General features: G+C 37.7%; 18 protein-coding genes and 2 pseudogenes. 10 read left to right on the top strand and 10 right to left on the bottom strand.

Features of this window, described 5'->3' with window-relative positions:
- Positions 1-42: 42 nt before the first annotated feature.
- The gene (locus ATS75_RS14190) at positions 43-2,991 is read left to right on the top strand and encodes a DUF3857 domain-containing transglutaminase family protein (RefSeq protein ID WP_058561074.1); all 2,949 of its coding nucleotides are present in this window, start codon (positions 43-45) and stop codon (positions 2,989-2,991) included.
- Between the two features lie 19 nt (positions 2,992-3,010).
- Here the strand turns inward: ATS75_RS14190 and ATS75_RS14185 are convergent, their stop codons facing one another.
- The 3 genes from ATS75_RS14185 to ylqF form a co-directional block, all read right to left on the bottom strand.
- Complete coding sequence (locus tag ATS75_RS14185; protein ID WP_058561073.1) at positions 3,011-6,460, bottom strand: PAS-domain containing protein; 3,450 nt, start codon at positions 6,458-6,460, stop codon at positions 3,011-3,013.
- A gap of 73 nt (positions 6,461-6,533) precedes the next feature.
- Positions 6,534-6,746, bottom strand: a complete 213-nt coding sequence (locus ATS75_RS14180) for a hypothetical protein (RefSeq protein WP_058561072.1) — start codon at positions 6,744-6,746, stop codon at positions 6,534-6,536.
- A gap of 455 nt (positions 6,747-7,201) precedes the next feature.
- Positions 7,202-8,155 (bottom strand): ribosome biogenesis GTPase YlqF, encoded by a 954-nt coding sequence (gene ylqF, locus ATS75_RS14175; RefSeq protein ID WP_058561071.1) that lies wholly within the window; start codon positions 8,153-8,155, stop codon positions 7,202-7,204.
- Positions 8,156-8,385: 230 nt separating this feature from the next.
- Here ylqF and ATS75_RS14170 point away from each other — a divergent pair, with 230 nt between their 5' ends.
- Complete coding sequence (locus ATS75_RS14170) at positions 8,386-9,057, top strand: hypothetical protein (protein ID WP_058561070.1); 672 nt, start codon at positions 8,386-8,388, stop codon at positions 9,055-9,057.
- A gap of 62 nt (positions 9,058-9,119) precedes the next feature.
- Positions 9,120-9,458 (top strand): hypothetical protein, encoded by a 339-nt coding sequence (locus tag ATS75_RS14165; protein ID WP_058561069.1) that lies wholly within the window; start codon positions 9,120-9,122, stop codon positions 9,456-9,458.
- 45 nt (positions 9,459-9,503) lie between these two features.
- Here ATS75_RS14165 and dcm read toward each other — a convergent pair whose 3' ends face one another.
- On the bottom strand, positions 9,504-10,754 hold the full coding sequence (dcm, locus tag ATS75_RS14160; RefSeq protein ID WP_058561068.1) for a DNA (cytosine-5-)-methyltransferase: 1,251 nt from the start codon (positions 10,752-10,754) through the stop codon (positions 9,504-9,506).
- Positions 10,755-10,906: 152 nt separating this feature from the next.
- On the opposite strand from dcm, the gene ATS75_RS14155 reads away from it, so the two are divergent.
- Positions 10,907-11,953: a hypothetical protein gene (locus tag ATS75_RS14155; RefSeq protein ID WP_058561067.1), complete on the top strand. Its 1,047-nt coding sequence runs from the start codon at positions 10,907-10,909 to the stop codon at positions 11,951-11,953.
- Positions 11,954-12,101: 148 nt separating this feature from the next.
- On the opposite strand, the gene ATS75_RS20785 is transcribed toward ATS75_RS14155, so the two are convergent.
- A complete protein-coding gene (locus ATS75_RS20785; RefSeq protein ID WP_321164315.1) occupies positions 12,102-12,287 on the bottom strand; it encodes an AlpA family phage regulatory protein in 186 nt (61 codons plus the stop codon).
- A gap of 124 nt (positions 12,288-12,411) precedes the next feature.
- On the opposite strand from ATS75_RS20785, the pseudogene ATS75_RS14150 reads away from it, so the two are divergent.
- Positions 12,412-12,794, top strand: a pseudogene (locus tag ATS75_RS14150) (JAB domain-containing protein).
- A gap of 292 nt (positions 12,795-13,086) precedes the next feature.
- Positions 13,087-13,554 (top strand): GNAT family N-acetyltransferase, encoded by a 468-nt coding sequence (locus ATS75_RS14145; RefSeq protein WP_058561066.1) that lies wholly within the window; start codon positions 13,087-13,089, stop codon positions 13,552-13,554.
- A gap of 67 nt (positions 13,555-13,621) precedes the next feature.
- Here ATS75_RS14145 and ATS75_RS14140 read toward each other — a convergent pair whose 3' ends face one another.
- The gene (locus ATS75_RS14140; protein ID WP_161936905.1) at positions 13,622-14,464 is read right to left on the bottom strand and encodes a helix-turn-helix domain-containing protein; all 843 of its coding nucleotides are present in this window, start codon (positions 14,462-14,464) and stop codon (positions 13,622-13,624) included.
- A 411-nt stretch (positions 14,465-14,875) separates the two neighbouring features.
- Between ATS75_RS14140 and ATS75_RS14135 the strand changes: the two genes are divergently transcribed.
- The 3 genes from ATS75_RS14135 (at position 14,876) to ATS75_RS14125 (ending at position 18,851) form a co-directional block, all read left to right on the top strand.
- Complete coding sequence (locus ATS75_RS14135; RefSeq protein WP_058561064.1) at positions 14,876-16,267, top strand: S41 family peptidase; 1,392 nt, start codon at positions 14,876-14,878, stop codon at positions 16,265-16,267.
- Between the two features lie 121 nt (positions 16,268-16,388).
- Positions 16,389-17,420 carry a M23 family metallopeptidase gene (locus tag ATS75_RS14130; protein ID WP_058561063.1) on the top strand — a complete coding sequence of 344 codons (1,032 nt, stop codon included), beginning with the start codon at positions 16,389-16,391 and terminating at the stop codon, positions 17,418-17,420.
- A 138-nt stretch (positions 17,421-17,558) separates the two neighbouring features.
- Positions 17,559-18,851, top strand: a complete 1,293-nt coding sequence (locus tag ATS75_RS14125; RefSeq protein ID WP_058561062.1) for a serine hydrolase domain-containing protein — start codon at positions 17,559-17,561, stop codon at positions 18,849-18,851.
- 173 nt (positions 18,852-19,024) lie between these two features.
- Here ATS75_RS14125 and ATS75_RS20380 read toward each other — a convergent pair.
- The 3 genes and pseudogenes from ATS75_RS20380 to ATS75_RS14115 all read right to left on the bottom strand — a co-directional run.
- A pseudogene (locus ATS75_RS20380) lies at positions 19,025-19,132 on the bottom strand (IS481 family transposase); the annotation flags it as partial.
- A complete protein-coding gene (locus tag ATS75_RS20840; RefSeq protein ID WP_058561061.1) occupies positions 19,124-19,423 on the bottom strand; it encodes a hypothetical protein in 300 nt (99 codons plus the stop codon). The gene ATS75_RS20840 and the pseudogene ATS75_RS20380, both read right to left, overlap by 9 nt.
- Positions 19,423-19,602: an AlpA family transcriptional regulator gene (locus ATS75_RS14115; protein WP_058561060.1), complete on the bottom strand. Its 180-nt coding sequence runs from the start codon at positions 19,600-19,602 to the stop codon at positions 19,423-19,425. Before ATS75_RS14115 ends, ATS75_RS20840 begins: the two co-directional genes overlap by 1 nt.
- A gap of 147 nt (positions 19,603-19,749) precedes the next feature.
- Between ATS75_RS14115 and radC the strand changes: the two genes are divergently transcribed.
- Positions 19,750-20,277 carry a RadC family protein gene (gene radC / locus ATS75_RS14110; RefSeq protein WP_058561059.1) on the top strand — a complete coding sequence of 176 codons (528 nt, stop codon included), beginning with the start codon at positions 19,750-19,752 and terminating at the stop codon, positions 20,275-20,277.
- A gap of 94 nt (positions 20,278-20,371) precedes the next feature.
- Here the strand turns inward: radC and ATS75_RS14105 are convergent, their stop codons facing one another.
- Positions 20,372-21,061, bottom strand: coding sequence for a YagK/YfjJ domain-containing protein (locus ATS75_RS14105; RefSeq protein WP_161936904.1), 690 nt, complete (start codon positions 21,059-21,061; stop codon positions 20,372-20,374).
- Positions 21,062-21,421 lie beyond the last annotated feature (360 nt).

The raw sequence follows: 21,421 nt of genomic DNA, 5'->3' as shown, positions 1-21,421 counted from the left end.
ATTAAGTGCACGCCCCCAGTATTACCAATAAGAAGAATAATAATGAAATGGACTCAATTAACCGCCTACACTTTTTGTATTTTTTTACTCTCGATAAGCTTTCTATGTACCAGCCAAGACTATCAAATACAGCCAGCAGGCAAATGGGTTAACCAACAATCTCTTATCACTACTGATATACCCACAGAGAAAATTGCCGACGGCACATACTATTTATTACTTGATACTCAAATAAAAGTTTCAACAACGCAGCCTACACAACGATTTACTCGAACTGTAATGCAAGCCGCGAATCAAACGGGCATTGACTACATAAGCCAACTGAATTTAGAGTTTGATCCCAGCTACGAAACGCTTGTGCTTAATAGCCTAGGAATTATTCGTGATGGTCAATACACCGATAAGTTAACCAGCGCCAAGTTTAAAATGCTGCAGCGCGAAACCGAGCTCGCAAATGGTATTTATAATGGTAGTTTGAGTTTAAATATCATCATCGATGATATGCGCACGATGGATAAGCTTGATTATAGCTACACCATTACGGGGCAAAATCCGGTTTATAAACACTTTAGCGTCTCTCGCACCTTAAACTGGTCTGTGCCTGTGGCTCAGCAATTTATGCGTGTGTTATGGCAAAAACACACTCCTCTGCATATCTCCACAGTTAATGGTGATGTTGAAATAAAAGACACTCCTTTGACGCTGGGCCATGACTACCAAATACAATTAACAAACGAACCTACCATTGCTTCTTCAAGCCAAGCACCTCGATGGTACAGCCCACATAAACACGTATTTTTCTCTGAGTTTAAAACATGGGCGGATGTTGTTGATTGGGCAACCCCTTTATATCAAACAGCTATTGAAACACATGATCAAGTCGCATTAATAGCTCAAGATATCTCATCACGCCATCAAAATATCCCTGATCGTATAACTGCGGCACTTAAGTTTGCTCAAGATGAAGTGCGCTATTTAGGGCTAGAAATGGGTACCAACTCTCATCAACCGACCCCTGCATTGGAAACGCTTGAATTACGCTACGGTGACTGTAAAGACAAAACCGTTTTGTTAATTTCATTATTAAAAGCAATGGGAATAACAGCGTACCCAGCGTTAGTTAACACACAAGAAAGTAAGCGTATTGCCAAACTGCCACCATCAGCAAATCAGTTCGACCATGTCATTGTTACTTTAGAGCATAAAGATCAGCGTTTCTGGCTAGACCCAACAATTAGTTATCAAACTGGGGAATTACAGCATCTAGCACAACCTAACTATGGGTATGCTTTGATTGTAGCCCCCTCGGAACAACAACTGACAGAAATGAAAACCGAAGTTAATACTGCCTCTCTTTCGGTTAATGAGTTATACCATGTTGCCAAAACAATTGACCAAGCAACACTTTACCAAACACATTACACATACAGTGGGTTTGATGCGATTAATAGACGCAGCGCCATTGCGCGTAACGGTTTAGATAAGACCGCGCAAAACTATTTTGAATATTACCAAGGGCAGTTTAAAAATATTGCGCGTGATAAGCCCATGACGGTTGATGAAATAGCAAAGACAGGTGAGCTTAGAACGAATGAATTTTATTTAATTAATGATTTTTGGCAGGCCAACGGTAAGGATTACAGAGCTGACTTCTTCGCCTCTGAGATTCAAAATAGCGTTTATGAACCTGATCAAATTAATCGTACTGCACCTCTGTATTTTAAATACCCAAACAATCTCGAAACAACAATAAATATAAAGTTTGACGAGCCTAATTGGCACTTTGATAATGAAAAAAGTGAAATTAACAATGCTTTTTTTAACTTTAAAAAAGACATTAAATTTGACGATAACACGCTCACACTTCACTATTTTTTTCAGGCAAAAACTGATCACATTCCTGCCAATAAAATCAAAGAATACCTCTCTGAGCGAGATAAATTAATGACAGATTCACAGTTTGGCATTGTTAAATATGGTCCTAATTTAGAAAGTTCAAATGATGAGTCGACTGAGTTTGACAGCAGTCATTGGGTTATTATCATTCTAGCTGCCTATGCGCTAGTACTGATACTATTCATTATTGCATGGCGCATAGAGTCGGCAAAACGCCCGACCTTTGATGACGCTGAGTTTTATCCAATTTCAAACACTAAATTTACCTTATACAGCGTATTTACTCTTGGTTTATTTACCTGTTATTGGAATTACAGAACTTGGCATTTAATTAAAAGCAAAGAAAACAGTAATATAATGCCTATTGCACGGGGGATTTTTGCTCCACTGTTTTATTATTCACTTTTTCAACATTTGCAAACTCACAGCCAAACGAATTTCAATAAAAATACAATCATGCCGACAGGTATCGCTATTGGTGCATGGATTTTGTTGCTGTTGTTATCGCTTGCCTCACGCTCAGATCATTTTTCAACATTGAGCATCTGTTTGGCTCCTCTTATTTGGCTGCCGCTTGTTAATTATATACAACATCAAAATAAATCTGATAAAGCAGTAAAATACAACTCAAAATGGCGAGTCAGAAATATTATTATTTCTATTGTTTTATGCCCCCTTTTGTTTTTAGGCCTGCTTGAGGAAAGCTACTTGATCCCCAGTACCAAAGTTATAAAAGGAGAGCAACTGTGGTCGCACCAAGTTAACTTTCTAAAACGCCAACAACTAATTCCCAGTAACGAAGCTGTTTTATTCTTTTACAGTGATGCGGTATTTGATATACGCGATGATGGTAATGGGATAAGTGATAATTTTATCTTTAGTTACTGGAAGAATGAACAAGGTCAAATTGAGTCTAGCATGAGTCATTTTGAAGATGTGAAAGAGGTTGAAGTAAACTATTCCAAGAATAAACTGACCAATACAACCATCAATGTTATTACCAATGATGGCAATGACTTCTTACTCTTTGTAGACCCTGATAATGGCCAAGATAAGCGGTTAGTTCAACAAATTAAGCAAAGAATAAATCAGTAGAGTATACGGCTAACATGACTTATGTTAGCCGTTTTATCATCCGTTTTAAGGCGGGCGCTTTGAGTGGTTTATAGAGCAGCGGGTAGCCTGCATCTAGCACCCGCTCACGAATACTTTCATCATGATTAGCTGTATTAACTATGGCGGGCAACGAGTCAAGACCTGCCTGCTCAATAACGTCAAGCCCAGTCACCCCGTTATCTAACTGGTAATCGACTATGAGTAATTGAGGTACGTCATAACTCACTTTTAATTGCTCAAGCTCTGCTAGGTTAGTAGCGGTGGCAATTGCACACCCCCAATTTTCAAGTAGCTGCTTAAGCGCTTCGAGCACATTACTGTCGTTATCAACTAACCAAATTCGTAATTGGCCTAACTGTGTTTCTTGGCTTTGCTCGCTATTACTAACGGCATCATGGGTATGGTTTATTTTGCAAGGCAAAGTTAAGGTAAATTGCGTGCCTTTGCCCAGCTCTGAGCCCATAACGAGGGGGATATTAAGTAAATCACAAATACGCTTAGTAATGGCTAAACCCAAACCTAATCCTTCAGCGTTATGCTTAGCGCCTAATTGTTTAAACTCTTGATATATTTTTTGTTGATCGGTCGTTGCAATGCCAATACCCGTATCTTCAACAATGAACGAAACGTGCTCGTCATGAAGTTGCATTTTCAACCGCACTTCACCTTGGTCAGTATAACGAATTGCATTACTCAGTAAATTACGAAGAACTCGACGTAGCAAGGCTTTATCTGTTGTTAAACGGACATCACAGGTTTCAATAATAAAGCTCAACCCTTTATCTTTAGCAAGCGCGGCATAGTCATTGCGTAGTGGTTCAATTAAGCTACTCGCTAAAAATTCACTGATTTGCACTTTAAACGAGCCCGAGTCTAGCTTGGTTAATTCTAAGATACTGGATAAAAGTTCTTCAGCACTTCCCAGTGAGTTTTTAATATTAAGTGCTAATTCTTTAAGCTCAGTATTTTGCGCTTTTTCATTCATCAGTGAGCAAAACAAACTAGCGGCATTAAATGGCTGCAGTAAATCGTGACTCGCTGCAGCAAAAAAGCGTGTTTTACTCACCGTGGCTTGCTCAGCGACTTGCTTAGCTTGTGATAGTTCATGATTTGCTTGCGTTAACGCGGTAGTCCGTGCCGCGACTTTTTCTTCAAGACTGACATTGGCCTCGGTGAGTGCTTTTTGCTGTTTAACAAACTCAGTAATATCGGTGTACGTAGTTGCAAAGCCCCCACCAGGCAAGGGGTTACCTTGCATTTCAAAAACTCGGCCATCATTGTGTGAGCGTTGATATTTATAAGCGCTACCTTGCTTTAAATATGCGAGCCGTTTCTCAACTTCATTATTAATATTTTTGCTACTAAATAAGCCGCGTTCAGCATTAAAGCGAATAATATCGGCGACAGGACGACCAATATAAAGTGCATCGTCTGGATAGGCAAACATCTGCTTATAGCCTTGATTCCAAGCAACTAGACGTAATTCACTGTCAACCACGCTGATACCTTGTTGGATGTTTTCAATGGTGGATTGCAATAAGTCACGATTAAACTTTAAAACTTGGGTGGCTTCGTCAACTAACTCCGCTACTTGCTCTAATGGCTGACGCTGCTCATTCTTTGCCACATCTAAAATAAGCCTCGCCGACGCCCCGCCAATCACTGCCGACATTTCACGTTCAATTAGCAATTCAAGCTCAATATTAGCAGGTTGTTTCCACTTGTTTTTGTCAGGTGGGAAATGTTCATTAACCAGTACTTGGCTGGCCTCTTTTTCTGCAAAACGCTGTAGCAATGCGCTTAAGTCATTGTAATTTAATGGCTGCAAAGCTGTATTTAACCGTGAATCCGTTGCTTGGGTAATAAACTTATTACTTTGCAAGCGCTCAGCTAACGTGGCTTGACTAAACAGGGGGACTAAAAAATAAACTAAGCAGTTGGCACCCAATGATAAAATTAGCGCTTGGCTAATACTCTCCAGCCCAAGGGAAAATAGATCTGTTGGCGCCAACCAAGCAACCTGCCAGGGGCCATTAACTAACCAATTGTGATCACCGCCTAAACCGCTCGCTAAATTAGGTAATAATAAGGTATAACCCCAAATAACAAAGCCACTCAAAATGCCCAGTTGCGCACCTTTACATGAGGCTTGTCGCCACCATAGTCCGATGAGCATTGCAGGAGCAAACTGTGCCACAAGCGTAAACGACATTAAGCCTACATTCGCCAATGTATTGGTCTCGCCTAACACGCGGTGCGTAAAGTAACTCAGCAATAATATCAGCACAATGACAATTTTTCGGGCATGGAGTAAGTTGTTTTTATCTAACCCGCGGCTACCAGAAGTCAGCTGTGAACGGCGCAATATAAACTGATTAATAAAATCATTGGTGATCATCACTGAGAGCACAATGGCCGATACTATCACCATACTGGTCGCGGCAGAGAACCCTCCTAAAAACGCCAATAGTGCAATAAAGGGATTATCAGCCGACATAGGTAAGGCCAGAACAAACGTATCGTAACCGACATCACTTCCTTGAAAATAAATAAGCCCAGCATAAGCAATCGGCAGTATAAATAGGTTTATCAGTAATAAATAAATAGGGAATAACCAACGGGCGGTGGCAAGCTCCTTATTGTTATTATTTTCAATAAAACTCATATGAAATTGCCGTGGTAAACACAGCGTCGCCAATACACCCAAAACAGTATGAGCAATATACACATAGGTTGGGCTTTGCGTTGCAGCAACATGCTTATCTATATTGAGTTCAGTGGCCTTATTAAACAATGCCACAGGACTGTCAAATAGTGCAAAACACACATACAAACCTACAATAATAAACGCCAACAGCTTAACCACTGATTCAAATGCAATACTGGCAATAAGCCCTGGGTTATGCTCACTAGGCTTTAAGCGCCGGGCACCAAATAAAATAGCAAAAAGCGCTAATAGCAACGTAATATAAAAGGTGCTATCAGCCCAAACTTGCGGGTTTTGTGAGGCCCTTTGCGCTGTTAACAGATTGATACTTTGAGCCGTAGCACTCAACTGTAAAGAGATATATGGCACAATTGCTATCACTGAAATAAGTGAGATCAACCCAGACAAACTGGAAGATTGCCCATAACGAGTGGCAATAAAGTCAGCCATTGATGTTAGTTTTTGTTGACGACAGATATGCGCAATACGACAATAAATTTGCCAACCAAAAATAAACAATAAAATAGTACCTGCATAGGTGGGCGCCAGCCACCAGCCATTGTTTGCTGCTTGCGCTGTAGTACCAAAAAATGCCCAAGAGGTACAATAAACACCTAACGATAGCCCGTATGTTAAGCCCTTGAACGGTAAAACTTTACGCTTATCGGCCCACCCAGCAACCGCAAATAAAATGCCTAAATACACAATGGCAAGCAGACTTATTGACCAAATAGAAAACATAAAACCGACTATTTTAATTATTATTTAACCAGCATAGGTGTTTTAGATAAAAAAATCAGCACTAACTTTAGTGCTAAGCAGTTGTTTTATATGTACCTTTAAATAGCACGAAAGGTAAATGAGAATTATTTTCAAATGAGTCTTGACAGTGGCTTAGATCTAATTGATAATCAATATCAACAAGACGATAAAGCACCACGGCTTGTACTGAATAAACTGAATTTGTTTCTCGACCCTGAAACAACGTGAAGCCCACGTTAAAGCTATGGTTATCTGTTATTAGCAACAACGCCCCTTGATGTTGATAACATTTAACCGCCCTACTATTTTACTTGCTACATTGCTCATATCGGTGACGGTAGATATGAAACTAAAAAAGCCCTTACGGGCTTTTTTTATGTCTGAAATTCATACAAAATAAATGAGAATTATTTTCAACAAGCTGTTGACACACAACTTAATCTAACTGATAATCAATATCAACAAGGCGGTAAAGCACTACGACTTGTAAGGAATAAACTGAATTTGTTTCTCGACCCTGAAACAACGTGTAGCCCACGTTAAAGCTATGATTACCTGTTATTAGCAGCAACGCCCCTTGATAATAATAATGGGTAATCGCCCTACATTTTACTTGCTACATTGCTCATATCGGTGACGGTTGATATGACACTAAAAAAGCCCTTACGGGCTTTTTTTATGCGTATAATTTATGTACTGAAATAAGCTAAGTCATAAAAACTAACGACGATTTTTACGCGCTCTTGCTCGGCGCTGTTTTTTCTCTTCTTCTTTAGCGGCTTTTTTAGCTTCAGCGGCAGCACGTAACTCCGCAACCATTTTTTCTTCTCCTTCGCGCATCTCTGGCGTTTCCATGGTAATACGGCCAATAATACCGTCACGTAATTCATTAATTAGAATTTCAGACATTTTATAGGTATCAATTTGGTTGCCACCACGGATACAACCGCGCTTTTTACCCGCCATTTCAACAAATTCCCAATCACTTTGTGGTAACTCATCAATTTTATAGCGAGCCTTTAACAGTTCTGGGTAGGCATGCAATAAGTACTCAGCGGTGTAACTGGCCACCTCTTCATATTCAATAGCAGTATCACGTATTGCACCTGTAGCACCTAAACGGTAACCCGAGTTTTCATTTTCAACTTTTGGCCACAACATCCCAGGGGTGTCGTAAAGCATAATGCCATCGTCTAGTTTAATACGTTGTTGCGCTTTCGTCACGGCAGGCTCATTACCTGTTTTTGCGACTATACGACCTGCGAGCGTATTTATAAGCGTAGACTTGCCCACATTCGGGATGCCCATGATCATGGCTTTAATTTGTTTATCAGCGCCCACTTTATGCGGCACGAGCTTTCTGCATAGCTCGTTAATAGTATGCACTTGCCCTGCTTTATCATTACCGAATGCAATGGCTTTTACACCGCTCTCTTGCTCAAAGTAATCTTTCCATGCTTGGGTCATTTTAGGGTCGGCTAAGTCCGACTTATTCAAAATTTTGATGACCGGCTTGCCTTCGCGAAGGCTCGTCACCATTGGGTTTTCACTACTGTAAGGAATGCGCGCATCAAGCACTTCAATGATCACATCCATTTGTGGCATGATTTCTTTAATTTCATTACGGGCTTTATTCATATGCCCAGGGAACCACTGTATTCCTGATCTACTCATTTGATTTATATGACCTTTAATTTCAGGCCTTAGGCCATGGGTACTAATGTGGGTACTAAAAGTAAAACGATGCTTTTCACTCTTAATTATAATTATAGTTTACAGTATTTATTGCTGCTATTGCATAATTTTATAATAAAACCATTATTTAAATCATATATGATTAAAAAAATGATTGACTAGTGCCATAGGTAATGAAATCATAATTTAAGTCATATAAAGTTAAAATTATGATTGAAGCTTTAAATTTTATTTTAGGAGCATTTATGACACATAACACTGAGAAATTAATCGAATTTTCCATCAGTAAAGATACTTATACCCGTATGGAAAAATATGCGATGGGTTTTAATGATACTCCTGATAAAGCAATCAACCGATTATTGGATGAGATAGAAAAAGTATTTAACTCTGATAGTAAGGAAAAGAAGCCGACACTTTGCTTTGATGATCTATCAACAGATGAATTTAAGTTCGAGTTAATAAATACAAAACAGGCTGAAATTACTATTTCCTTTAAAAATGGTAGCCATTCGGTTAAGTGCTGGGACGCTAAAAAACTTAGTCAAGAGTCAAATTTACTCGCGAACATTTGGTCTGGTCCTTTAAGAAACTGGAAAAAAAAAGGTATAGTTAAAGCTGATTTTAAACTCTACAATGAGAATGAAATTAAAAGCAAAGGGCTCAATATTATACTTATAAAAAAGATCTCTGAAAAACTCAATATTCCCCATAAGCAACTATTACAGCACAGAGTAAATATTGAGTTAATCCATGAAGGCTGTCCCCACCTAAAGATCACCTTCCCTGAAGGGAAACCTTCTTATGCAAGCCTATTTGGTTTTAACAAAGAAGATAACTGCTACTATCTAACAGAAAAAGATTTAGGCTTTCCACTATAACTAATCGACATAAAAGCAGGTGCTTTTGCACCTGCTTAAGTATTTATTTTTAGGAGTAAAGAATGAAGTTATATAAACAGGAGTTTGGCCAAGACTTTGACCTCGGCTTTGACTTAAAAGATCACCCTTATCTAATAGATAAAAGCTGGCATAACGATCTATGTCCTAGTTTCTATTTTAAAGTATTTGAGCAGTTTTATGTATTATGGGTAGATTATACTGACGAAGAGCGCAGAGAAGAAGATACGTCTAGATATGTAATTGTTGAAGCTTTTAATGAGGGGAATAATGAAGAACCGGAGGTTTATGCTGGTAATGGAAAGGTAGTTTTTGAGTGTAGGTATTATACAGAGTTAAAATTAACTTTACTAAATATGAAAAGTACTAAGAAAACTCACTAGGCTAGAGCTTTCTTAACACTTAATAGAATACTTCTCAGGAAAAGCTTAAGAGCATTTGGAATTAATCATTATACTACTTAAAAAAAAGTCACTTATAACAGTTTTAATTACTGGTACTGACACTCCATTACCCATTTGCTTATACACGGCATTATCATCCTCAATTAATCGATAACTATCTGGATACCCTTGCAACCTGGCGCACTCTCTTGGAGTTAAGCGTCGGGCAATATTATTTTGGATTACTCCTAACCGATTCGAGTCTGACGCAGTAAGTGTTATCGATATACCATTTGGATCTAAAAATTTAAAAACTTCGAAAGACATATTCCCGCAAACAGGTTTATACTTTTCATCAATCACTTTTATATAGCCTTTATGAATTAATGACTCAGTGACTACATCAAACTTTTCTTCACTATAAAAAGTCAATATTTGCTCTTTAGTTAAACTTTTACCATCTTGATGCGACCCAAATATTTTCTTTCTTCTATTCGCAATAAGTAAATTTAGAAACTCTACTTCATCTTCAGAGCAAACTCCTTTGATCCCTAAATCCCATGAGTGAATAGTTTTCCCACCGCGATAATCACTCAAGCGATAGCTATTTAATGAAGATAAATCATCCCCAACAACTTGTTTAAGCTGCTTTTGAAACAGCTCACTACAATGATATTTTACATCTACATCTTGCTCTAATATATCACCAACAGTAAGTGCGCCCTTTTTTTTAATATATTTATTTGTATCTGCTGAGCCAAGGCTATTACTTAGAGATAACTTGGCATCCCCTCCCAGAACTCCAACTATGTATATTCGAACTCGATTTTGGGGAACGCCAAACTCGCTAGAATTAAGTAATGTAAAATCAATATTATAACCTAGCTCAGCTAGCGATTCTTGAATGACCTTGAACGTATTACCTTTGTCATGAGTTGTTAGACCCCTGACGTTTTCCAAAAACAAATATTTCGGCTTATTCTTTTTCAAAATTCTGAGAATGTCAAAAAATAGCGTACCTCGCGTTTCATCTTGAAACCCTTTTTGATTTCCTGCGTATGAAAATGCCTGACAGGGAAACCCTGCAAGCAAAAAGTCAAAATCAGGTATATTGTCAACTTGGGTTATGTCAGATAGAGGGTTATCTTTAAAGTTTAGTTTGTATGAAGCTGAAGCTTTTTTATCTATTTCAGAGCTAAATACACATTTAGTTCGTATGTTTAATTCATCGCAAGCCTGCTCAAAAGCCAGCCTTACCCCACCTGTACCAGCAAAAAGATCTATAAATTTAACCATTCATCTACCATTTAAAAAATGACACTTCTTTGCACTAATAAGGCAAAAATATTTTAAGTATTTGAGTTTTATCATCAAAGCTATATAACTTGATGCAACGATGGGCTATTCTACAGCGTATTTAGGCCATTAACAAAGAAGGAATTATACTAATGGAGTTTATTAAACCAACAACTATTGACCTCCAAACAACGGCTATCCTACATTGGTCCGAAGAAATGCTCGAGAAAGCCGATTCATTAAGTGCATTACCAATACTTTTAAAAACTCAAGATGAGTTTATTGCTTTACTAAAAGTTGCATCTAAAACACCTCTTTCATGGGCATCCGTTTTAAGCGAATCTAAAGCACTAACCCCATCAATTTTTTTAAAGCATCTAATGGTTTTATCAGATCTTGGAGGCGAAGCCTTAAATAAGTTATCACCGCTTTCAAATGCATTTCCAAATAATGAAATAACCTTTTTATGGAATGAAGAAGAGTTTACATATCCATTTAGAGAAATCCATAATAAACGCCCCCTCACGAATTCAGCTTTAAAAGTCGACGCAAAATCTATTCTTCACAATACAATTTTAACTAATCGAATGAACGATACTATAATGTTGTTGTTATTTGGCTCTCTTGACATTACAAATAACCTACCGAAAGATGCGCAGGACCGGTGTAATATAGGTTTACTAATGGGCAACTCGGAAGAAATTGAAAAATTCGTGAAAGAAAATTATATACGAGTTAGCAAACAGCTTTCTGGCGAAAAGGCGAATAGCTTAGGTCATGCGTCTCAGAAGTACGTTGCTAAGCTATTAACTAGCTTTTTACCTCAAAATTGGATAATTCAAGAAGAGGGTACTCTTACAGGTGTAAACCACGCTGATGAGGGTTCTCCGACGAAGTTTGACCTCACGATTAGGTCACCAAATGCTAAGGAGTTTGGCCTAGAAGTTAGCTTTCAGGTTACCACAAATAGTACAATAGAAAGAAAAGCTAGAGAATCACAGGCACTTCATAAGAAAGCGCGAAAGATGGGGCATAGACTCTGTTATATCATCGATGGAGCAGGAAATGTAAATGTTCGACAAAAAGCCATAGCCACTATTTTCCAGAATAGTGATTATGCAACGTCTATAGCCGAAGGTGATATTAATTCATTAGCTAATTACATGATCGCTGTAGATGATGAAACTTTAATTGATTAACAATTTAGTTTAAATACACTTGGCGATAAAGAAAGCCCGCATGTAACCTATAGAAACCTGTATCTGTATTACTTTCTTATCTAAGTCTAAAACTTAATTATATATGCTACTGAAGTGATGTAATGATACGTAAATATCATTACATCACTTATCTCTTAGATTCAATAAGACTCTCTAACCCCAATCCGAGCACCCACCTCTGACTCAACCTACACCACTGATTTAGCACCAAGCTATATTTGCTTTGGAATATGCCTTCAGAAATAAACTTATAAACACTTGAATAGCCGAGTGATGTTTTTTCGATTACTTCTTTTAATTTGATTAAACGCATGGAGTTTCTCCGGTTGGTTATTAGTTCATAGCCTTTACGGGGTTAGTAATTTTTTATGTCCTCAAACAAAAAACTTACACATATACATCACTAACTTGCATGAACCACTTAAGAGGTATTTACAATGCAAGGTCAACAGTCGTTATATGAATTTGAACACCCCGTAAATGATGCCCAGATACTAGAAGCCGCTGCATACATCGTCGCTAAGAAGCAGTTTAGTGATGGCATATTGAGTAGCCCTAATGATTGCGAAGAGTACTTAAAACATAAACTCGCGATACATGAACATGAAGTATTTGCCGTACTGTTTTTAGATAGCCAGAACCGTATACTGGAGTTTAAAGAGCTATTTAGAGGCACTATTAACGCAGCTAGTACCCTAGAGAAGTCGTTCAAGAGGTGCTAGAGCTTAATGCTGCGTCCGTCATCCTGGCTCACAGCCACCCTTCGGGCGTTACCACCCCATCTCAAGCAGACAAGCTCATTACTATCAAACTTCAATAGGCACTTAACCTAATTGATGTATCAGTGCTTGATCACATCATTGGCGAGGGCATATACTCAATTATTGAGCATGACTTGATTTAAAAGGAGTTAGACATGATGTTAAAAATTTATGAGGTTGAGGTTAATACACTCGGCATCTTTAACCGATGCTGGTGGCTAGCAAACTATTAGAAATCCAGTATATTAAGTAATAGTAGCATCGCATAAACACGTGCTCGTGCACATATTAGAGTGTATTCCTGAACAATGAGTAAAAAAATGAAAAATGAAAAGGATGATGTAGTTACAGATGATAGACACGACTTTAGAATTTTACATTACACAATATAGCGCTAAGCACTGGCTAGAGCTATGCAAAACTCACGATAAATCAAGGCTAATAGAATTAAACCTAACTGTTGGCACCATGGCCTTTAAGTCATTGCAAGACTCTTTTGAAGAAGAAGAACTGTTTGCTGGCAAATTATTTGTCGCAGAGAATCACAGCGGCGTTTTAGGTTTTATCGCCTACACTCCATATGAAATTAGCTGGTTGTACGTCAATCCTTCTAATTTCAGACAGGGTGTAGGTACCAGACTTTTGAAGCTTGCACTGAATGATACCCTAAGGCCTGTTGAAGTATCGGTATTGTCTAATAACGAGCCTGCTATTAACTTATATCAAAAGTGTGGTTTTGATATTGTTAAAACACAGACAGGCAAACTCAATGGATTCGAGAATATAGAGGCAACTGGCCATATTATGGTACTGAGATAGACTGGCTCTACACTAGACACACAGGTTTAAATATCGAGAGTAGGTGAAACACCTAGTCAAAAAAATCCTAACGTAGCTGTTTTAATGTCCGGCGAAATTGACTAGGTGTTTCACTTTTGTGCTTTTTAAATGCTAAATTAAAAGTAGATCTAGAGTTAAAACCTGAATCCATCGCAATTATGAGCAAAGTGTCGTCAGATTTTTTCATCAATTCGATGGCATAATCGATACGTAGCTTATTAATAAAATCATAAAAGCCTAAACAAAAGAAAGTATTCAGTACTTGCGAGATTAGAGTTTCAGAAATGCCAGTTTCGATTGATAGTTTTCTTAGGGTTAAATCAGGATCTAAGTGTAACTTATTGAGAGTAATACATGTTTCAATTTTCAACCCCAACCTCTCAAGATCATTATCATTAACACCTGACCGCGCGTATTTTTTCTTTTGTACATTGCTAGGAACACCTTTTAGTTTATTTTTGTTCTTTGTTGTCATCTGAATAGGTTTTTGATCTACGGCCATTGCACCAATTAGTACCAGCCAACTCAATTCAAACAACAAATTGAATATCCGTATTTCCCAAGAGTCAGCTATTGAAGAAGGCATAAATAGCAAAACTGCAGACAAGGATGCGGAGCATACTAGGAGTACTACAGACCATCTAATCCAGGAAAGATCTTTATTTTCAATATTTGAAAAATAACTTTTCAAATTGATTAAGTTTTCGTTAAGCAATTTTAACATCAATATGATGTAAGTAATGACCACTAACAATAGAAGTATCAGCGCAAACTCTGGTCCAAACGTAAAAATCCCCAAGTGCGTCACTGGGTCAGTTGCTATATTTAGTCTTTCAACCTTTATGCTAGGATCCAGAAAATAATAAGGCAGACAAAGAAGCGTTCCCACAATAATACTAAGCCAATGAGTATTTCTCCACCTAATATCAACGTTCTTTTGAGTCAGCGACTTAACATACAAATAAAACGAAGGTGCCATTAAATACAAGAATGGTATATATAAATTGACGACCCAGGGTAATGACTTTACCAGCTCTGTACGCCACAAGAATTCGTCAGTAAGGTTAATAAGATTTGAGCTGAAGAAAACAATGATGAAAATGTTGCTTCGAGTACCCCGCAATACAAAGAGTGCAATAAGTAAAATACATACGCCCGAGGCAGCGCCGATGAGTGTTAATTCTAAAAATTGGATAAAAATCACCCTTTAATAATGTATTGACCCGCTGGTTAGGACGATTTCATTCCTAATAGCGCTTATTGTTGGAGAATATTAACGTCAACAATTGAGGCAAGTCCATTGTATAAAATAATTATTTTACTATTGTCAGTATCTGGAATCATCACAGCAGGTTGTACTTTGCTTGAGAGTAAAGCCCCAGATTCTCCAACATTTTCCTACGAAAAGTATAAAGGCTTATGGGAGTCGCCACAATATGGCTACTATCTACTAATAGATGAATCGGGTATGTCACTCTTTGATCATACTTCAAGCATGTGCCTAAAAAACCCAGTATCGCCCTCCGAATTATCTTTACATCTAAAGGTTTTTGTTACCGTAGATAATGACCAATTCACAGCTTCACCGCACCCTGGCGCGTCCCATTATAGATTTAACAGAATCCAACCAAAATTAGAAAAAGAGATAATTTCTTCGTGTAAAACCGAAAGCAATAAAGATCCACTTATCAATTTCAAATATTTTACTGAATTAATGCAAGAACACTATGCATTTTTTAGTCTTCACAATATTGATTGGGAGAAAAGAACGGAAGAGTTTAAGAAACAGATCAAACCAACCACTAGTAATAAGCAGTTACTTTCTATTTTTAGTCAAATGCTAGATGGCATATCAGATGCTCATACATTCTTAAAGGCTGAATTAAATGGTTCTACTGAATTGATAAAGACTGGGCATTCTCGGGTTCTACGACCAGCTTTAGATAGAGCATTTTTAGAGCAGCTTAGTTTCGATGACCCACGTGAATTTCGTCAGAATTGGTTTAATCAATATCTAAGCAATATTAATGATGACATTTTATCAGGTAACGGAAATCTTACTGATAGTAATCGAATTTTATGGGGAAAAATCGGCAATAAAGGGTATATCAATATACTTCGTATGGCGGGCTTTAGTGATACAGGGTTAATGTCGGATGAAGTGAAAATAGCTAGTCAAGAAATGGCTACCATTATGAATTCACTCAAAGACAGTGACTCTATTATTGTTGATGTTACGGCCAATGGAGGTGGTGAAGATGAGGTAAGCAGAGTAATTGCCGGTTATTTCACTAATAGATCGTTAGAGGTTTACGAGAAATTTACAAAAGACGGGATAAATCCGCCTCAAGTTTTTGAAATTCAGCCTGCTGAGATCACTTTTACTGGACCAGTAACCCTTCTCACAAGTGATCACACAGTAAGTGCCGCCGAAGTATTTACCATGTCAATGGCTACTCTCCAGCACGTTACTCATGTGGGAGAAAGAACTAGGGGCGCACTATCTGACACTCTTGATAAGAGACTTCCTAATGGTTGGGAAGTAGGCCTTTCAAATGAAGTTTACAGAGATATGCAAGGACGCGTGCCAGAAGGTGTCGGTATATCGCCTGTTAAACACATCTCAATATTTGGTGGAGAGGATATTTACACCAGCCACAGCTTGGCGTTAAGTCGTTTTCTGGAAATGTAGACTAGTAATTAAGCCTATTAATATCACATCAGCTACAACACTTATATGACTGTGACTCACATGAAAAAGTGACAAGTATTGATGGGCTTTGTTTGAATTCAATTTTTATGAAAGGATCGTTATGAAACACATATTTTTTGCACTGTTAGTTGTTATAGCTACTGTTGGCTGCGTAGATGATGAAAAAGAAAAAGAAATTGAAGCAAGAATTGATAGTCAAATCTTAACAAATTGGTTGACTAATGAAGAGTACAAACAAGTTTGGAAATATCTTGATGTACCATTGCGTAATCAATTTGGAAGTTTCACGGAGTTCCAAAACTTTGCTATCGAGTTAAACGAACAATTAGGCGAAAAGACATCGAAACTCGATCTACATATTTTTGTTTATGACGATCTTCGCTATGCGGAAACGATTGCACGTTATAAAAATTTGCCTGATGGCAACCGTGCTGCATTTTTATGGGTTATGAATAGCAACAAAGATGAGAATGTCGAGCAACTCAGTTTTCGTATTGTCCCTGAAGAAGCTAGTTCTGAATTTTCATATACATTCGAGAGCAAGACTGAGTATTCACTCCCATTTGAAGGTGAGATGGTAGTTTTGTGGGGGGGCGACAGCACATTTTTAAACTACCATGCAGATACGAACGCTCAACGTTATGCCATTGATTTTTTAGCATTTGAAGACGGGCGGTACTTTACTGGAACGGGTACAAATAATGAAGACCATTTTTGTTGGGGCTTGCCAATATCGGCGCCAGCAAGTGGTAGAGTCGTTTCTGTTGCAAGAGCTATAGAAGATAACAATGTCGGTGAAGAAAACTCAATACCTGAGGAATACCTTGGAAATCACGTTGTATTAGATCACTTCAACGGCGAGTTTTCCGTATTAGCACACTTACGTCAAAACACAGTTAATATTGCGCTCGGCGAATTTGTGACCTCTGGACAATTCATTGGAGAATGCGGAAACAGCGGATTGTCGGATATCCCTCATTTACATTTTCATATCCAAGACTCCCCTGACTATCTAGATATAGTTGGAAGTCAAGGTATACCACCCACCTTTCATAGTATCTATATCAATGATGACTTTAAAAATACTGCGAAAATAGAGCGAGGTGACAAAGTAAGCAAGGGTAAAAACTAAGCAACAACATCCAACGAAGATTCATGCCAAGAGCTTATGCAAAGCAATAATTTGAATTCGAAATTATTGCTTTGCATTATAGGAGATAACCATGCAAACACATTATCAAACAATTGAAGTTCAATTTGGAGATGTGCAATGAAAACGACAAACCAAAAGTCAGTTAATCAGATAAGTAGGCGTTCTTTACTCAAATACGGTGTTAGCCTTGCAGCAGCGTATGCAGTACTTCCCTTATTATCGGGATGCAGCAGTACATCCAAAGCATCAGCTAACCATATTGCAATGATCAACTCCATGCTACAGAAGCATCGATTGCCAGGAGCAAGTATCGCAGTGATTGAAAATGGTTACGTTAGTTGGCATCAGGGTTTTGGTGTAACAAATGTAAGCACTCAAATACCAGTGAACGAAAAAACGTTGTTTCAAGCTGCTTCTTTAACTAAACCTCTTTTCGCTTATGTTGTATTGCAAGCAGTCGATAAACAAGAGCTCCACCTTGATGACAAACTTACCGATTATGTCATACCAGAAGATCTTTCAGATAATCCTTGGAATTACCAAATTACAGTCCGAGATGTGCTGCAGCACACTAGCGGTCTTCCAAACTGGAGAGCGGATAAAAATGGGCCAGAAAAACTAGAAGCAAAATTTGAACCAGGTACTGATACATCTTATTCTGGGGAGGCTTATCATTGGTTACAAAAGGTAATGGAAACCATTACTGGTAGCGGCTTAGATGTGCTTGTCCGTGAACGTTTGCTCGTCCCTGCGGGTCTTGAAGATATGAGTTTACTATGGACCCCTCAGCGAGATGAAAGAGAAGTATATTCACATAAGTTTAATGATGAAGATATTCTCGTTACTAGTGAATTACAGTATATCCGAGAGCATGGCTCTTTATTAAATGAAGTTGCTATTAGGTGGGGGTTACCAATGCAACAATGGACAACAAAAGACCACGCTAGAGCTGTTAAAGAAATGTCAGAGCACACTCACCCTAGATTGAAGAAGTATTCCAGATGGTTTTGGAACAGGCCGGGGATGTCTACAATAGACTGTGCATCAAGTTTACGCTGCACAGCAGGAGATTACGCTCGCTTTATGTGTTTGATGATGCAATCAGAAAATGGTCGAAACTGGAAAATTAATGAGCAAACAAAAGAGCTTATGCTGTCACCTCAACATGAAACAGGTAGCGAAGTAGATGACCTGCGCCGAGGTTTTGGATGGAGCCTAGAAATGCGTCCAAATGGCATTGCCTATTATCATTGGGGATCGAATGGACCATCACATAAGAGTCTGGCCTTTGCTGATGCTTCAAGAAAAAAGGGAGTTGTAATTATGACCAATGGACCAACAGGTAATGACTTTATAAAAGACGTGGCCACGGTATTGCTAAATGAAAACTATACAGGGATTCTTAGCTAGTAAGCTGAACCGATAGTTTGTAGTGGTCAACTAATTTTGACCACTGTTCTAGATTCTTAGTATCTAGCCGAAGACTCATTTGGCGCTAAAACAGCTTTATAATGATGCGGTCTAACGTTTACTAGCTCAGACTTAATCTGCCAGTTACCTATTTTAACATGGTGTCTATCAGCTTAGATTTGAGCTAAATTTTTCTCAGCCCAAATCATTTCTCCATCTGTTAATGTTTCAGGTGGTGCTCTACCACAACATATTTTTCCTAGATGAGTTCGTTAATTATTACAAAAAATTATCCATACATCAGGCACTATCTCTCCATTCAGCCATGATATTGACGCCGTACTCGTAATTGCACCTACTGCATCTTCAGTATATAAACAGACTGATGTATCAGTATTGATGACCGTCTCATTGACTTGAATTGCGGGGAAGAGTGGTTGATATATACCTTGTAAGACGTTGCAGACCCTTAATTCATCATTTGTTGCAGTAACAACTTTAACCCCTGCAATATTGCTTAGCACTTCCTCTAAGCGCGACAATACTTTACCTTTGTTTAATGGAAGATTCATTAGCCTCTCCCCCTAACTTTTTCTTCAATCCAGTCATCTACTTCAGATTCAAGCCAAGCTACTGACCTACCGCTCTTTGGCATTTGTTTAGGGAATGTGCCCTTAGCCATTAATTCATAAATTGTTGAGCGACCAAGTGATGTTTTATAAATTACTTCTTTTAGATTAATTAAACGCATTTCTTCTCTCCGTTATAAGTTCAAAAGATATGCGCGTTATGTAAAAAAATACTTTGGCCTAATCCTCAACTGTAATCGCCACCAGCTAATTCAAATATTTTGAAATCTATATCACTTCTATGAGTAAACAATTCATAAGAGGTCCACATGTTAAAAAGCCAGCAATTACCAAGTACAAACAATACAATTTTGACTGATGATGAAATTGTTGATTTAGCATCAAGAATTTTATTTAGGCGATTAAAAAGAGAAGGGAAAATTAATTCACCTTTAGCAACTGTGGATTTTTTAAAACTGAAGTTAGGTAATTATGAAAGGGAAGTTTTTTCAATCATTTATCTGAGCAATAACAACGAGATCATTGAATATAAAGAACTCTTCTTTGGCACCATTAATTCAGCATCAGTGCATCCAAGGGAGGTTGTAAAGGATGTTTTAAGGGTTAATGCCGCTAGTGTTATCTTGGCGCATAACCACCCGTCAGGAAACATTGAGGTATCTAGAGCAGATAAGCTCATAACAGGAAAGCTCATCAAAGCACTGTCATTGATTGACGTTGAAGTCTTAGATCATTTAATTATCGGTAACTCATATGCCTCATTTGCTGAACTTAATTTATTAACTCAACTAAAACAGGAGGTAGAATGCTTAGACATAATAAAACTGCACAGCTAGTCACACATGTAATTGCAATTTTAATTATATTACGTGACGTTATTAATGAAAATTAAGCATAGAGAGAAGGTATTCACCTTCTCTCAACTAATTATTATTTTATTGCAATAGCACTAGATTTCTTACTCTTAGTCCTGTAAATCAAATATTTACCAACGCCTATTTTTCGACCTTCAAACTCTTTAGTCTCGACTTTAGCCATATAGCAGAGCCTTTTCTTAACATTTTCTAAATCGGCAGAATAGGTATCCCTACTTCCATCAAGCCAATGTAAAGGTGTTTTACCGAAATAAACTAGCCTTTCAGCCATCAATAGCTCGACTTTAAGTGCTGTAGCCCAAGATTGAACTATGGACTCACGTAAGGTGTTCATTACTTTTTTATTTTCTCTTTTATCAGTCCTGTACTGACCTATAAAACCAAAGTCGTCCTTATTTAAAAAAATACAAATATGAAAGTGCTCTTTCTCCTTTTCATTGCCTTTTTCCTTAACCCACACATATCTCAAATATTGAGCTTTAGCATGAGCTTTAAAATTAGTATTGTGTTTTATTTTGGATTGTAGGGACGTAAAGAATCGCTTCATAACACCATCTAAAATGATACTTGGGTTATCAGCATTCGTATCGGTTATACGTAAGTCAAACCGAATTACAGATAACCTAGGGTGTCTAGTGGTAGCCATCTTTAAAGCCTTACTAATTAATAACCAATGATCCCAATAAATAATCTGCTTTTCATTGTAAGGGTTGAAACCTAACACTATGTTTCGTTTCTTTCTCATTTCTAACTTCCTGTTTAAATAATTCATACAAAGCTAGAGTTATGTTAGAAAACACCTTACTTGATATATAACATTGAATTTTAATAGCTGTAATTTGTAGCCATTATAATAACTATACGAAATCAAGACTTATTTACACCGTCGAACCCACAACATAAAACAACCTCAACCCTAAAGCTCACTCGCGTACAAAGATATACATTTACATTTCACTTAGCTGCTTTCGAACTGATATTTACACCTTAAAATTGACTAGATCCAGCTAGAACGCTATTTTAGTAAAATAAGTGAAACTAAAAAAACATTAATAAATCACTTATTAACATTCAAATTAACTGCAAAAAAAGCCAAAAAAAACAT

It is taken from the genome of Pseudoalteromonas sp. H105 (assembly GCF_001469215.1).
Classification (GTDB): Bacteria; Pseudomonadota; Gammaproteobacteria; order Enterobacterales; family Alteromonadaceae; genus Pseudoalteromonas.
This window is presented reverse-complemented; position numbering and strand designations above follow the sequence as displayed.

What these genes read in the sequence shown, in the direction of transcription:
- radC (WP_058561059.1), top strand. Translation starts at nt 19,750, where the DNA reads ATGTTAAAAAGCCAGCAATTACCAAGTACAAACAATACAATTTTGACT.
- ATS75_RS14105 (WP_161936904.1), bottom strand. Translation starts at nt 21,061, where the DNA reads ATGAGAAAGAAACGAAACATAGTGTTAGGTTTCAACCCTTACAATGAA.
- ATS75_RS14130 (WP_058561063.1), top strand. Translation starts at nt 16,389, where the DNA reads ATGAAACACATATTTTTTGCACTGTTAGTTGTTATAGCTACTGTTGGC.
- ATS75_RS20785 (WP_321164315.1), bottom strand. Translation starts at nt 12,287, where the DNA reads ATGCGTTTAATCAAATTAAAAGAAGTAATCGAAAAAACATCACTCGGC.
- dcm (WP_058561068.1), bottom strand. Translation starts at nt 10,754, where the DNA reads ATGGTTAAATTTATAGATCTTTTTGCTGGTACAGGTGGGGTAAGGCTG.
- ATS75_RS14165 (WP_058561069.1), top strand. Translation starts at nt 9,120, where the DNA reads ATGAAGTTATATAAACAGGAGTTTGGCCAAGACTTTGACCTCGGCTTT.
- ATS75_RS14190 (WP_058561074.1), top strand. Translation starts at nt 43, where the DNA reads ATGAAATGGACTCAATTAACCGCCTACACTTTTTGTATTTTTTTACTC.
- ATS75_RS14125 (WP_058561062.1), top strand. Translation starts at nt 17,559, where the DNA reads ATGAAAACGACAAACCAAAAGTCAGTTAATCAGATAAGTAGGCGTTCT.
- ylqF (WP_058561071.1), bottom strand. Translation starts at nt 8,155, where the DNA reads ATGAGTAGATCAGGAATACAGTGGTTCCCTGGGCATATGAATAAAGCC.
- ATS75_RS14155 (WP_058561067.1), top strand. Translation starts at nt 10,907, where the DNA reads ATGGAGTTTATTAAACCAACAACTATTGACCTCCAAACAACGGCTATC.
- ATS75_RS14170 (WP_058561070.1), top strand. Translation starts at nt 8,386, where the DNA reads ATGATTGAAGCTTTAAATTTTATTTTAGGAGCATTTATGACACATAAC.
- ATS75_RS14145 (WP_058561066.1), top strand. Translation starts at nt 13,087, where the DNA reads ATGATAGACACGACTTTAGAATTTTACATTACACAATATAGCGCTAAG.
- ATS75_RS20840 (WP_058561061.1), bottom strand. Translation starts at nt 19,423, where the DNA reads ATGAATCTTCCATTAAACAAAGGTAAAGTATTGTCGCGCTTAGAGGAA.
- ATS75_RS14185 (WP_058561073.1), bottom strand. Translation starts at nt 6,460, where the DNA reads ATGTTTTCTATTTGGTCAATAAGTCTGCTTGCCATTGTGTATTTAGGC.
- ATS75_RS14115 (WP_058561060.1), bottom strand. Translation starts at nt 19,602, where the DNA reads ATGCGTTTAATTAATCTAAAAGAAGTAATTTATAAAACATCACTTGGT.